The 12,403-nt window shown below is 40.7% G+C and carries 12 protein-coding genes and 1 pseudogene; 8 read left to right on the top strand and 5 right to left on the bottom strand.

All coding sequences use genetic code 11. The features are described from left to right. Positions 1 to 111: 111 nt before the first annotated feature. The gene (gene acnB / locus AC2D3N_RS21765) at positions 112 to 2,715 is read right to left on the bottom strand and encodes a bifunctional aconitate hydratase 2/2-methylisocitrate dehydratase (RefSeq protein ID WP_484692124.1); all 2,604 of its coding nucleotides are present in this window, start codon (positions 2,713 to 2,715) and stop codon (positions 112 to 114) included. Between the two features lie 168 nt (positions 2,716 to 2,883). Between acnB and AC2D3N_RS21760 the strand changes: the two genes are divergently transcribed. Continuing rightward, positions 2,884 to 3,435: a cold shock domain-containing protein gene (locus tag AC2D3N_RS21760; protein WP_484692123.1), complete on the top strand. Its 552-nt coding sequence runs from the start codon at positions 2,884 to 2,886 to the stop codon at positions 3,433 to 3,435. 411 nt (positions 3,436 to 3,846) lie between these two features. Here the strand turns inward: AC2D3N_RS21760 and AC2D3N_RS21755 are convergent, their stop codons facing one another. The 4 genes from AC2D3N_RS21755 to AC2D3N_RS21740 all read right to left on the bottom strand — a co-directional run bounded on the left by AC2D3N_RS21755 (position 3,847) and on the right by AC2D3N_RS21740 (position 6,471). Next, the gene (locus AC2D3N_RS21755) at positions 3,847 to 4,209 is read right to left on the bottom strand and encodes a type II toxin-antitoxin system RelE family toxin (RefSeq protein WP_484692122.1); all 363 of its coding nucleotides are present in this window, start codon (positions 4,207 to 4,209) and stop codon (positions 3,847 to 3,849) included. Then, complete coding sequence (locus AC2D3N_RS21750; RefSeq protein ID WP_484692121.1) at positions 4,199 to 4,450, bottom strand: type II toxin-antitoxin system RelN family antitoxin; 252 nt, start codon at positions 4,448 to 4,450, stop codon at positions 4,199 to 4,201. The genes AC2D3N_RS21755 and AC2D3N_RS21750 overlap by 11 nt, the downstream gene beginning before the upstream one ends. Positions 4,451 to 4,549: 99 nt before the next feature. Further along, a complete protein-coding gene (locus AC2D3N_RS21745) occupies positions 4,550 to 5,086 on the bottom strand; it encodes a hypothetical protein (RefSeq protein ID WP_484692120.1) in 537 nt (178 codons plus the stop codon). A 5-nt stretch (positions 5,087 to 5,091) separates the two neighbouring features. Further along, positions 5,092 to 6,471: an AAA family ATPase gene (locus tag AC2D3N_RS21740; RefSeq protein WP_484692119.1), complete on the bottom strand. Its 1,380-nt coding sequence runs from the start codon at positions 6,469 to 6,471 to the stop codon at positions 5,092 to 5,094. A gap of 260 nt (positions 6,472 to 6,731) precedes the next feature. Between AC2D3N_RS21740 and AC2D3N_RS21735 the strand changes: the two genes are divergently transcribed. The 7 genes and pseudogenes from AC2D3N_RS21735 to gifA (AC2D3N_RS21705) all read left to right on the top strand — a co-directional run bounded on the left by AC2D3N_RS21735 (position 6,732) and on the right by gifA (AC2D3N_RS21705) (position 12,344). Continuing rightward, positions 6,732 to 7,019, top strand: coding sequence for a hypothetical protein (locus AC2D3N_RS21735; protein WP_079678189.1), 288 nt, complete (start codon positions 6,732 to 6,734; stop codon positions 7,017 to 7,019). Positions 7,020 to 7,224: 205 nt separating this feature from the next. Further along, positions 7,225 to 8,433: a sodium/glutamate symporter gene (gene gltS, locus AC2D3N_RS21730; protein WP_484692118.1), complete on the top strand. Its 1,209-nt coding sequence runs from the start codon at positions 7,225 to 7,227 to the stop codon at positions 8,431 to 8,433. Positions 8,434 to 8,764: 331 nt separating this feature from the next. Beyond that, positions 8,765 to 8,989: a hypothetical protein gene (locus AC2D3N_RS21725; RefSeq protein ID WP_484692117.1), complete on the top strand. Its 225-nt coding sequence runs from the start codon at positions 8,765 to 8,767 to the stop codon at positions 8,987 to 8,989. A gap of 67 nt (positions 8,990 to 9,056) precedes the next feature. Further along, a pseudogene (locus tag AC2D3N_RS21720) lies at positions 9,057 to 9,756 on the top strand (pirin family protein). 98 nt (positions 9,757 to 9,854) lie between these two features. Beyond that, positions 9,855 to 11,447, top strand: a complete 1,593-nt coding sequence (locus AC2D3N_RS21715) for a glycoside hydrolase family 57 protein (protein ID WP_079678140.1) — start codon at positions 9,855 to 9,857, stop codon at positions 11,445 to 11,447. A 426-nt stretch (positions 11,448 to 11,873) separates the two neighbouring features. Beyond that, positions 11,874 to 12,065 (top strand): glutamine synthetase inactivation factor IF7A, encoded by a 192-nt coding sequence (gene gifA, locus AC2D3N_RS21710; RefSeq protein ID WP_079678141.1) that lies wholly within the window; start codon positions 11,874 to 11,876, stop codon positions 12,063 to 12,065. 90 nt (positions 12,066 to 12,155) lie between these two features. Continuing rightward, entirely contained in the window at positions 12,156 to 12,344 is a 189-nt protein-coding gene (gene gifA, locus AC2D3N_RS21705) for a glutamine synthetase inactivation factor IF7A (protein WP_079678142.1), read from the top strand. Positions 12,345 to 12,403: the final 59 nt, after the last annotated feature.

The raw sequence follows: 12,403 nt of genomic DNA, 5'->3' as shown, positions 1-12,403 counted from the left end.
CTGAACGCACTCGACTGACTATTTTTGGGGAATAAGATAGTTGTTTATAATCACAACACCAGTATATAAAACAATTCCCCCATTCCTTTGCAGGGAAGGGGGTTAGGGGGGTTATATCAACGCCGGAATACCCAAAATATCCTCAATTTTCGGCATTTCTTCTAAGGGAATTACCCGACCTTCATCTTCAAATCCGGCAATTTGATCGAAGTTTAAATAACGGTATAAATCCGCAGCAAAAGGATCAACTTTTTGGGTCACAATTTCCCGATATTCTTCAACCGTTGGAATGCGTCCTAACAACGCACAAACCGCCGCTAATTCCGCCGAACCTAAATAGACTCGTGCATCTTTCCCCATGCGGTTATTAAAGTTTCGAGTAGAGGTAGAAAACACCGTTACCCCATCTTCAACTCGGGCTTGATTTCCCATACAAAGGGAACATCCGGGCATCTCTGTTCTCGCTCCAACCGCATCAAAAACCTGATAAATTCCTTCATCCCGCAATTGCTTTTCATCCATGCGAGTTGGGGGACAAATCCACAGACGAACATTCGTTTTCGCTGCCCCTTCTAATATCTTCGCCGCCGCCCGATAATGCCCAATATTCGTCATACAAGAACCGATGAATACCTCATCAATTTTGTCTCCCGTACATTCCGACATTAACTTAATATTATCGGGGTCATTAGGAGCCGCCACAATCGGTTCTTTGATCTGGTTCAAATCCACTTCAATAATATCAGCATATTCCGCATCCGTATCCGCTTCCATTAACACCGGATTTGCTAACCATTGTTCCATTTTTGCTACCCGTCGCATCATCGTTTTGGAGTCTTGATAACCCCGTGCGACCATATTAGTCATCAAGGCAACATTAGACCGTAAATACTCGGCAATGGTTTCTTGACTGAGCTTAATCGTAGACCCAGCACAGGAACGTTCGGCCGTTGCGTCGGTTAATTCAAAGGCTTGTTCCACCTTTAAATCCGGTAAACCTTCCATTTCCATAATCCGACCATTGAAAACATTTTTCTTGTTTGCCTTCTCCGTCGTTAACTTGCCTTGCTGCATGGCAACATAGGGAATGGCGTTGACAATATCCCGCAGGGTAACACCCGGTTGTAATTCTCCTTTAAATCTGACTAACACCGATTCCGGCATATCCAAAGGCATCACCCCGAGTGCGGCGGCAAAGGCTACCAACCCCGAACCGGCCGGGAAAGAAATGCCCAGGGGAAAACGGGTGTGGGAGTCGCCGCCAGTTCCCACCGTATCGGGTAACAACATCCGGTTTAACCAAGAGTGAATAATCCCATCCCCCGGACGCAGGGCCACACCGCCCCGAGTGGAGAAGAAATCCGGTAATTGTTGATGGGTTTTGATGTCAACGGGCTTGGGGTATGCTGCGGTATGACAGAAACTCTGCATCACCAAATCGGCGGAAAATCCCAAACAGGCGAGTTCTTTTAACTCATCCCGGGTCATCGGGCCAGTGGTATCCTGGGAACCTATGGTGGTCATCAACGGTTCGCAGGATGTCCCCGGACGGACTCCCGGCAACCCGCAGGCTTTTCCGACCATTTTCTGGGCGAGGGTAAAGCCTTTTCCGGTGTCTTCGGGTAGGGAGGGACGGACAAATAGGGTGCTGGGTGCAAGTCCCAAGGCGGCGCGGGTTTTATCGGTTAAGCTGCGACCAATTAATAACGGAATCCGACCCCCGGCCCGGACTTCATCTAAAATCGTATCGGGTTTGAGGGTAAAGGTGGAAATCACCTCTCCGGCTTCATTCGTAATTTCACCGTTGTAGGGATAAATAGTAATCACATCCCCGGTATTCAGTTTACTGACATCACACTCAATGGGCAAAGCACCGGAGTCTTCGGCCGTATTAAAGAAAATCGGGGCAATTTTACCCCCGAGAATATAGCCCCCAGAGCGTTTATTGGGAACGTAGGGAATATCATTACCAATGTGCCACAACACGGAGTTAATCGCCGATTTCCGAGAGGAACCCGTACCGACAACATCTCCGACATAGGCGACGGGATGCCCCTTTTTCTTCAGTTCAGCTAGGGTTTCTAAGCCTCCGGGCATCCGACTTTCTAACATCGCTAGGGCGTGTAAGGGAATATCGGGGCGGGTGGTGGCGTGGGGGGCGGGGGAAAGGTCATCGGTGTTGGTTTCCCCTGGGACTTTAAAGACAGTCACGGTAATGCTTTTAGGCAGTTTCGGACGTCCGATAAACCAGTCCGCTTCCGCCCAAGCATCAATCACTTGTTTAGCAAAGGGGTTAATCTCTGATAAATGCAGAACATCATTAAAGGAATCGAAGACTAACAAGGTTTTGCTGAGGGCGGTAGCGGCGGCGGCGGCAATATTCTCATCCCCTGCTTTAAGTAAGTCGATTAGGGATTGGACGTTATACCCGCCCACCATTGTACCTAAAAGGGAAACGGCCCCTTGATGGGATATCAGGGGACAGGTGATTTCGTCTTTAGCAATGGCGGTTAAAAAGGCGGCTTTGACATAGGCGGCTTCATCCACACCGGGGGGAATGCGGTCTCGGAGCAATGTCATCAAGAATTCTTTCTCCTCCTCTGGCGGGTTTTTCAAGAGTTCGCAGAGTTCGGCGGTTTGTTCGGCGTTGAGAGGAAGGGCCGGAATTCCCAGTTGGGCGCGTTCTTCCGCCTGTTGACGATAGGCTTGTAGCATGGGTTGAGGTGTTCTCCTATAATGGTTTGATTGGTGTGATTTTAGAGCTTAATGGTTGGGTAGGGGTCAACAGCCGTTGACCCCTACAGGTTATTGTAATGGGATCAGGAAATAGGTTAAAGTTATGGGTAAACTAAAATTGCAAAAATTTGTATTTTGGTAATCCTGATGAAAGGTCAAACCCATAAAGGTATTTTAGTTAAATGGAAAGATGATCAAGGTTTTGGTTTTATTAAATCAGAAACCAATAGAAAAGAAGTTTTTATTCATATAAGCGCTATTCCCAAACAAAGTCGTCGCCCCAAAATAGGAGATACAATTATCTATGAATTAAAGATTGAAGATAATGGTAAGTTAAAAGCTAATTCTGCTACGATTCAAGGCGTTAAAATTAAATCTTTATCTAAAAAAACAAATACTAATCGAAATAAAAATAATAATTTATTTACTAAACTTATTGGGTTAATCGGAATGGGATTTTTTGCAATTATCACACAAAATTTTATTTCTAGTAGTTCGCCACCACCAATAGTTCAATCAGTAATCAAACCAGGTTGTGAAATCAAAGGTAACATATCTCAAAATAGTGGGAAAAAATATTATCATGTTCCAGGAATGGAAGATTATGAATCTACGGTAATTAGTCCTGAATATGGTGAAAAATGGTTTTGCACAGAACAAGAAGCTATTTCTAATGGATGGGTTAAAGCACCTAATTAATCTGTAATGGTGTAGGGGTGAACGGCCGTTCACCCCTACAATGTAATTAAGATGGAATCAACATTTATCATTAAATCTAAAATTATGAAATACAATCCTGATCTACATAAACGTCAATCAATTCGATTAAGAGGATATGATTATTCTCAATCAGGTTTTTATTTCATTACAATTTGTTGTTATCAACGTAAATGTTTATTCGGAAATATTATTGATAGTCAAGTGGAGTTAAATAATTTGGGGGAATTAGTTAAAGAAGAATGGGTAAAATCAGCAATAATCCTTTATCTTGGGAAAATGATCAATTACATCCTAATAATCCTTCTAAATGGTAATTAGTGCGATCGCTTGTTGTGGGAGAATAGGGGGAAAATGCGATCGCATCTCAGAAACCCGGTTTCTAATGCACGTTTATTCATTCCCATAAAATTCATCTAAAATGGAATTAATCTCATTAACGCTAATATCTTCTTGTTCAGATTTACTGTAAATCGTTAACAATAAAACTGAAGTTGGAGATTCAACACAATAAATTAATCGATAACCTCCGCTTTTGCCTTTTTGAATATTACTATTTTTAACCCTGACTTTGTAAATAAAATAATTGATCCCAAATCCTTGTAAGCGATCGCCAATAAAATTTCCTTTTTGCAGTTCTATAATAACAGACTGAGTATCAGAACGAATATTTCGGTATTTTTTCGCTAAATCTCTTAAATTTCGTTTGTACTCAGGTGTTAAATCAATGTTGACGAAGGAGGAATTATTCTGCATCTATCCCCTCCCACATTTTTTCTAAAGGAATTCTTTGTCCTGTTTTCATTTCGTGTAATGCTCGTCTTAAACTCGCTTTTATTTCTTCCACAGGGGTATCATCAGGATCAGATTCTGATTTATCCTGCGGAGAAACTAAAACAATCACTTTCACCCGACTTGGTGTATTAATATCAAGGTTATGATCTAAAATTAATTGCCCTTTTTCATCCACTGTTCCCATGACTTCAAATGCTTGCATAATTCCATCTCCTGTCATAGTTTACCTAATATTATTATAGCAGATTTTATTAAATCAGGATTAGGAATAAAGTGCGATCGCTTCTCAGAAACCCGGTTTCTATTCTTTACGATAGCCCAGTAGTCTTTTATTTTCTAATCTGGCTCCCTCTTCCAACCATTTAATAGAATCAGATTCTTTGTCAGGATTTAACCATATAATTACTTTAATTTCAGGTATATCTTCTGAAACTTTTGCTAAATAATCCCTAACTTTATCATCTAATGATATAATAATTTTATCGGTAGCGATCGCAGCCTCTACCAGACAAATATCTTTCCAAATTGCTTCTCTGGTTTTATAAGTTATATCTAACTGTTCAAGTTTATTCCTTAATTCAGTTAACGTTACATTTTCACAATATTTATACTTTCTTCTGGCTATCATACTAACTCGCCATTTTCTAGCAAATGTTGATTCATGTTTATTCCATTCTGCTTTTAATTCATCAGTCATTACCATAGAATGACATATTTTTAAAACAGCATTTAAAAAATCACGGCAATGTTTTGAAGTTGGATGTTTAGCGTCTTCTCCACCACAAGAACGAGCGACAGAAGCATCAATAACTAAATATTTTGATTGTTTATTCTTCATTAAAGCTAGTTAGATTCATTCATTAATTTTAATTCAGCTGCATCTAAATAGCGACTTTCTTCTTGTAAATCAACTTCGCTAAAATCTTCGGGCCAATCTCCAAATGTACCCGCTTCATCTAAATCAGCCGTTGTTATATTTGTACAACCTTCTTGATCACGAGTAAACCAATGTAACTTAATTTTATCAGGTTTAATTTTATCTTCTGCAACTAAGGATTGAATTCGTTTTAAAATCAAGTCACTATGAGTTTCTACCACAACTCTTATCCCTCTATTTGCCGATTCTACTAATATATCAGCGAAGGCGGCTTGAGCGCGAGGATGTAAATGTATTTCTGGTTGTTCTAGGTAAACTAATTGTTTAGGTTCAGCAACTAATAACGCAACAAGAGCAGGTAAAGTTTGAGAAACACCAAAACCTACATCAGCAATGCTAACCATATCTGTAGATTTAGTTTTAGAATTAAAATTACAAGGAAGTCGAGCTACTCTAATTTCAACTTGAGTATCATTAATCTGTTTAGTGTCAACTTTACCTGTTAACCCTAAAATACTTAAATATCTAGCTAAGTCTTTAAGTTTAGAAGATTTCGTAGTTTGCCAATTATTAATCACACTAGCAACATAAGGCTCAAAAGTACCCGGAAATTGTTCCCCAATTGCTGTTACTGGATAAGTCCGTTCTGGATTTCCTCTTAAACCCGGTACATGAATAATACTGCGAATAGATTGTTCAAATATTCCGGTTTGACTAAAGATAGAAATTGTTGATGACAGAGATTTTTTGTCATCATTTGCGATGACTTGAGTTTCTAAAAAACATCTAATCCTGGTAATAGTAATAAAAATATTGTTAAATTGATAAGGTAATTTAATGAATGAATTTTTATAGCTCTCTAAAAATCCTTTGGGTAAAACATTCTCAATTTCTTCCTGGGTCATATCTTTTCGTAAAACTGTTTCTGGTTGGTTTTTTTGTTGATAAACCATTTGTTTTATGTCAATGCCCTTACTCGTTTTATAAAATTCCAATCGGATAGAGATAAATTGATTAATTTCAATTTCAACAAAAAAATCCTTATATTTTTTAGAAGATAGTTTAGAAAAAACTTGTTCTGTAGATGTAAATTTAACATTAGCACCATTTAACAATAAAGCCCCTGGATCATAAGTTGCTTCCAAGGTTTGCTTGAGCAGGAGCAAGGGTTGCATAATACTAGATTTACCTGAACTATTGGCTCCTGAAAGTATCGTTAAATTTTGAATTTCTATAGAGCAGGGATTGGCAATAGATTTATAGCCACCAACAGATATTTTAGTAATTCCTTCAAATTCTTCATTTTTTGATTTTGTAGAATTACTTATTTGAACTGATTTATACATAATTTTAATTGAATTAAAAACTTTACCCGATATTATTATAGCAAATTTTATTAAATCAGGATCAGGAATAAAGTGCGATCGCCTATCCTGTTTCCAGACCAACAACAAAACTTTTAATCAATATTAATACTTACCCTGAACTTCATAAGCTAACGTAAATCGGTAATATGTTAAAAAATATTAACCCCGTTGATTAACTGATGACCCATAGTAATATCTGGGTTAAAATCAAATCTAAAATAACAAACGAGAGGATAATTGTGTTAGAATTGCTACGAACCCTAATTCAAAGTATTCAACCCTTTTTAGTCCCGACTTGCTTTGTTTTGGCTTGGGGATTATTGATTTTGATGACTTGGAGTATTGTGGCTGCAATTGGAAATACGGTGAAACAAGCCAAACAAATGCACCAAATCCCCTGTGCTCATTGTATATTCTTTACCGGGGACTATCACCTCAAATGTCCGGTACAACCAACTATTGCCCTATCGGAAGCTGCGATTAACTGTCCCGACTATAGCAGTTGTCACCCTACTTCTACCCTCTAATTTACCCAGAAATTTAGGATTTCTCAATTCATGGGTCACATTTCGGAGAATGTACCGATCACTTTCTCCTGTGCTTGTTTGAAAACATCTTAATAATTGGGATCAAAAATTATAATTAATCATTAAAATTGGCTATTATCTTCAGTGATGACGATGATAGCCAATTAATGTATAATCAAAAACTTAATAGTTAATCCTTGAGACTATGAATATCATCCAACTCGATGTCCGCCTAACTGTTATTGTGGGAATTTTAGTCCTGTATTTGGGAAAATACCTAACTAAAAAGATTAAATTTCTTCAGAATTTTAATATCCCTGATGCAGTTTCTGGAGGTGTCCTCGCCTCCTTATTTTTTGGGATTTGTTATGGGATTTTTAAACAACAAATTGAATTTAATCTCTATATCCGCGATACTTTATTGATTGTTTTTTTTACCACAATAGGGCTTTCTGCTAAACTGAAAACCTTAATTAAAGGGGGTAAACCCCTATTCATTTTGTTGGTGGCGGCGGTCTTTTATTTGATTGTACAAAATGCCACGGGGGTGGCGATCGCAGCCTTGACGGGGTTGGACTTACCGATTGGGTTGCTGGCCGGATCGGTGTCCCTGAGTGGCGGACATGGGACAGTGATCGCCTGGTCTCCCCTATTTCGGGACAGCTATGGCATTGCCAACGCGCCAGAAATTGGGATTGCAAGTGCCACCTTTGGTCTAGTCTTTGGAGGAATTATTGGGGGGCCGATCGCCAAATTTTTAATTAATAAAAACCGACTCCAAGCTAATAATCCTAATCAAGATTTAATTATTGGCATCAAGGAAGATGAGAAAAATGTCAAAATTGACTATAACACCATGCTGAACTCCGTTTTGGTGATTGCTATTGCCATAACTTTAGGACTAGAAATTAATCTGATCGCTACAGCAATTGGTTTAAAATTACCGATTTTTGTCAGTTGTTTGTTAGCCGGAATTATTCTCACCAATACTGTCCCCTTGGGATTCAAACGCTTTCCTTGGCCGTCCGATACTCCAGCTTTGGCCTTAATCTCCGATATCAGTCTGGGTTTGTTTTTATCGATGTCTTTAATGAGTTTGCAGTTATGGACATTGGTGGATTTAGCAGGGCCGATCGCCCTATTATTGCTGGTGCAGTTATTCATGATCACGGTTTATACGATTTTTGTCGTGTTTCCCGTCATGGGCAAAAACTATGATGCGGCGGTGGTTTCAGCCGGATATTCAGGACTAGCATTAGGGGCAACTCCCACGGCGATCGCCAACATGACCGCCGTCACCGAACATTTTGGAGCGTCACCCCAAGCCTTTATTATTGTTCCGTTAGTGGGTGCTTTTTTTATTGATATTGCCAACGCCCTGATCATCCAAAATTTTCTCAATTTTGTATCGTAGTCAACGGGGGAGCGTCTCCACAGACTCATTAGTCATATTGGGTAAGTTGTGTTTCTAACATAGTTAATGATTTAAAATTGATAAAATGTATCTGATTGTGAAATCAGATTAACCAAAAAATAGGTCTTTCTATCAGTAATATAGCAATCCTATTTGAGTTGTATTGAAAATTTAGGTTCAAAAGGGAACACCAGATAAAACTTATGGCTGCTTCATATCAGTTGTAAATTATTATAACCTCCGTCTCGAAGGTGCGTATTGCTATAGCTCGGTTGTATGTTAATATATTTTTTTATCGATAAATCACTGAAATAAAAGGCAATCAGTTTTTGTGGGTTTTATTTCTCTGGGGATGGCAACGATTTATTCAGACAATTCAACGGCAGTTGTCACCTCTGTTTTTTTTCAAGCCTTAGTAATTAGTGGATGGGTTTTTATTTGGGAAGCAATCTCTCTACTGTTTTTCAAAAATCGGGAATTTTATCATCGCTACCGTACTTATAAAAGATTGCAGAATGCCCCGGTAATTTTCACGGAAAAAGAAAATACTCCCTGAATACACCCTAGTCCTAAAAAGTTGACTATAATTAACTGATACTATAGCGTTTTACCCCCTCAAAAATATGATTACATTACGCAAATCTCAGGATAGAGGACAGGTTAAAATTGATTGGTTAGACAGTTATCATACCTTTTCCTTTGGCAACTATTACGATCCCGAATATATGGGATGGCGGGCGTTACGAGTAATCAATGAAGATCGAGTCCAACCCCGGGGGGGTTTCCCGACCCATGGACACCAAAATATGGAAATTATTACCTATATTTTACAGGGTTCCCTAGAACATAAAGATAGTTTAGGGACAGGTTTCTATTATTAAACCTGGTGAGGTTCAACGCATGAGTGCGGGGACTGGTATTCGTCATAGTGAATTTAATCCGTCTTCTACTGATCTGGTTCATTTATTACAAATTTGGCTTTTACCCGATACCCAAGGTTTACCCCCTAGCTATGAACAAAAATCTTTTCATCCTTTAGAAAACTCCGGTCAATTCCAATTAATTGCTACAAGAAACCCAATTGATCATGCGGTCAAAATCCATCAAGATGTTAATTTATATGCCGCTATTTTAAAACAAGATGATCGCCTTTCCTATTCCTTTTCTCCCGAGCGTTATGGTTGGATACAAGTGGCTAAAGGGGAAATCATTCTCAATCAAATCTCCTTAACTGCGGGTGATGGGGCTGCGATCGCCCAAGAACCTGAAATTACCCTCACCGCCACCACCGATGCGGAAATATTACTCTTTGATTTGGCCTAAAATTCAATTGACCCGGATCTTACCCTTTCGTTTTAAAATCTTAATAATATTGAAAAACTATCTAGCTCCGATAACAAGCATATTTCCATTAAATCCCTATGGCTATTGGCTATCTCGCCCTGGTTCTCCATGCCCATCTTCCCTTTGTTCGCCATCCTGAAAGTGACTATGTATTAGAGGAAGAATGGCTGTTTGAAGCAATTACCGAAACCTACATCCCTCTAATCAAAATGTTTGAAGGGTTAAAGCGGGATGGAATTGACTTCAAAATCACCATGAGTTTGACTCCACCCCTGGTGTCGATGTTGCGAGACCCTCTGCTTCAAGACCGATATGACCAACATCTGACCCTACTCCAAGAGTTAACTGAACAGGAAATTGATCGCTATCAAAAAACCCCTCATCTTCGTTACCTGGCCGAACATTATGCCGAGGAATGGCAGGAAGCCCGTAAACTGTGGGAACGCTATCAAGGCGATTTAGTCACGGCTTTTAAACAATTTCAAGATAGCAATAATTTAGAAATTATCACCTGCGGTGCGACTCACGGCTATTTACCGCTAATGAAGATGTATCCCCAAGCGGTTTGGGGACAAATTGAAGTCGCCTGTCAACACTATGAAGAAACCTTTGGTCGTCGTCCTCGGGGAATTTGGTTGCCCGAATGTGCCTACTATAATGGCTTAGAACGAATGTTAGCCGATGCGGGAATTCGGTATTTTCTCACCGATGGTCATGGGATTCTCTACGCCCGTCCCCGTCCCCGTTTTGGCACCTATTCCCCTGTCTATACAGAATCTGGTGTGGCGGTATTTGCCCGGGATAACGAATCTTCTCAGCAAGTTTGGTCTTCGGAAGTGGGCTATCCCGGGGCGGCGGAATACCGAGAATTTTATAAGGATTTGGGCTGGGAAGCCGAATATGAGTATATTAAGCCCTATATTATGCCCAATGGTCAGCGCAAAAATACCGGGATTAAGTATTACAAAATTACGGGTCGGGGTCTAGGACTGGGAGAGAAAGAACTTTATGACCCCTATTGGGCTAAAGCTAAAACTAGCGAACACGCGGCTAACTTTGTGATGAACCGCGAGCGCCAAGTGGAACATCTCCACGGAATTATGCAGCGTCCTCCAATTATTGTCTCTCCCTACGATGCCGAACTATTCGGACATTGGTGGTATGAGGGGCCCTGGTTTCTGGATCAATTATTCCGCAAAACCTGGGAGAACCAAAAGGTTTATGCCATGACCCATTTAGCCGATTATCTCCAAGAGTTTCCTACCCAACAGGTTTGTCATCCTGCCCAGTCTAGTTGGGGATATAAGGGATTTCATGAATATTGGCTCAATCATACCAATTCTTGGATTTACCCCCATCTCCACAAAGCGGCGGAACGCATGATTAAAATGGCGGGTCGAGAACCAACAAGTGAGCAGGAGTTACGGGCGCTCAATCAAGCGGCGCGGGAATTACTCCTAGCACAGTCCTCCGACTGGGCTTTTATCATGAGTTCGGGAACCATGACTCCCTACGCCGTGCGTCGTACCCGTTCCCACCTGATGCGGTTTAACAAAATCTACGAAGATCTCAAAATTGGCAAAGTAGATTCAGGTTGGCTGGAAAAGGTCGAAGCTATTGATAATATCTTCCCCAATATCGATTTTCGCGTCTATCGACCCTTGATGTAAGAAGTAGTAATTACGAATTACGAATTACGAATTGGTAATATTTCACTTCCCCTGCCTCCCCTGCTCCCCCTGCTCCCCCTGCTCCCCCTGCCTCCCCTGCTCCCCCCGCTCCCCCTGCCTCCCCTGCTCCCCCCGCTCCCCCCGCTCCCCCTGCCTCCCCTGCCTCCCCTGCTCCCCCCGCTCCCCCTGCTCCCCCTGCTCCCCCTGCTCCCCCTGCTCCCCCTGCTCCCCCTGCTCCCCCTGCTCCCCCTGCTCCCCCTACCTCCCCCGGTAGGTTTTTTTTGTTATTGAATTCTAAGAAAAATGTAAAGATTTGTTAAATCAGGGCATTTTGTAATGTAGACTACAGAATGTTCTGGTATATTAGAAATTGAAGACCAAAACAGCCTTTTATTTTTTAGGCTATTCATTCAGGAGAACAAGCTCATGGGTACTCAAGAACAAGCTCGCGCTTTAATGATGCGTCATCACCACACCATCAAAAATCGTCAACAGTCCTTACTCAACCGGGTTTCCGATCAAGTTGGTGCAGAACCCGGTGATCCAACCACGATTCAGGGCAAACCCAGCGCCCATTCTGCCAGCAGCTACGGTCGCAGCAATGCCACAATGAGCTAGAAAGATTAATAATTGTAATCTTTCTTAATATTTTTGTTAAGAAAACTTTAACAAAAAACCATTCAATTTAAAACACAGGAGAAACAAATTATGAATACTCAAAATCAAGCTCGGGCTTTAATGATGCGTCATCACCAAGTGATTAAAAACCGTCAACAATCGATGTTAAATCGGGTTTCCGATGAAGTCGGTACAGAACCCGGCGATGTCTCAACCATTCAAGGCAAACCCAGTGCCAATTCTGTGAGTAACTATGACCGTGGCAACGGGATGATTTAGCTGAGTTGAATATAATATTAAACTCAAAAAAACATTCAATTTTAAACACAGGAGGAACA

The organism is Planktothrix sp. PLAVEN19ND (assembly GCF_057220675.1).
Note: the sequence above shows the minus strand (reverse complement) of the source record. Positions and strands in the feature narration are given on the sequence as shown.

Coding starts and splice junctions, on each gene's coding strand:
- acnB (WP_484692124.1), bottom strand. CDS start 2,715: ATGCTACAAGCCTATCGTCAACAGGCGGAAGAACGCGCCCAACTGGGA.
- AC2D3N_RS21760 (WP_484692123.1), top strand. CDS start 2,884: ATGAAAGGTCAAACCCATAAAGGTATTTTAGTTAAATGGAAAGATGAT.
- AC2D3N_RS21755 (WP_484692122.1), bottom strand. CDS start 4,209: ATGCAGAATAATTCCTCCTTCGTCAACATTGATTTAACACCTGAGTAC.
- AC2D3N_RS21750 (WP_484692121.1), bottom strand. CDS start 4,450: ATGCAAGCATTTGAAGTCATGGGAACAGTGGATGAAAAAGGGCAATTA.
- AC2D3N_RS21745 (WP_484692120.1), bottom strand. CDS start 5,086: ATGAAGAATAAACAATCAAAATATTTAGTTATTGATGCTTCTGTCGCT.
- AC2D3N_RS21740 (WP_484692119.1), bottom strand. CDS start 6,471: ATGTATAAATCAGTTCAAATAAGTAATTCTACAAAATCAAAAAATGAA.
- gltS (WP_484692118.1), top strand. CDS start 7,225: ATGAATATCATCCAACTCGATGTCCGCCTAACTGTTATTGTGGGAATT.
- AC2D3N_RS21715 (WP_079678140.1), top strand. CDS start 9,855: ATGGCTATTGGCTATCTCGCCCTGGTTCTCCATGCCCATCTTCCCTTT.
- gifA (WP_079678141.1), top strand. CDS start 11,874: ATGGGTACTCAAGAACAAGCTCGCGCTTTAATGATGCGTCATCACCAC.
- gifA (WP_079678142.1), top strand. CDS start 12,156: ATGAATACTCAAAATCAAGCTCGGGCTTTAATGATGCGTCATCACCAA.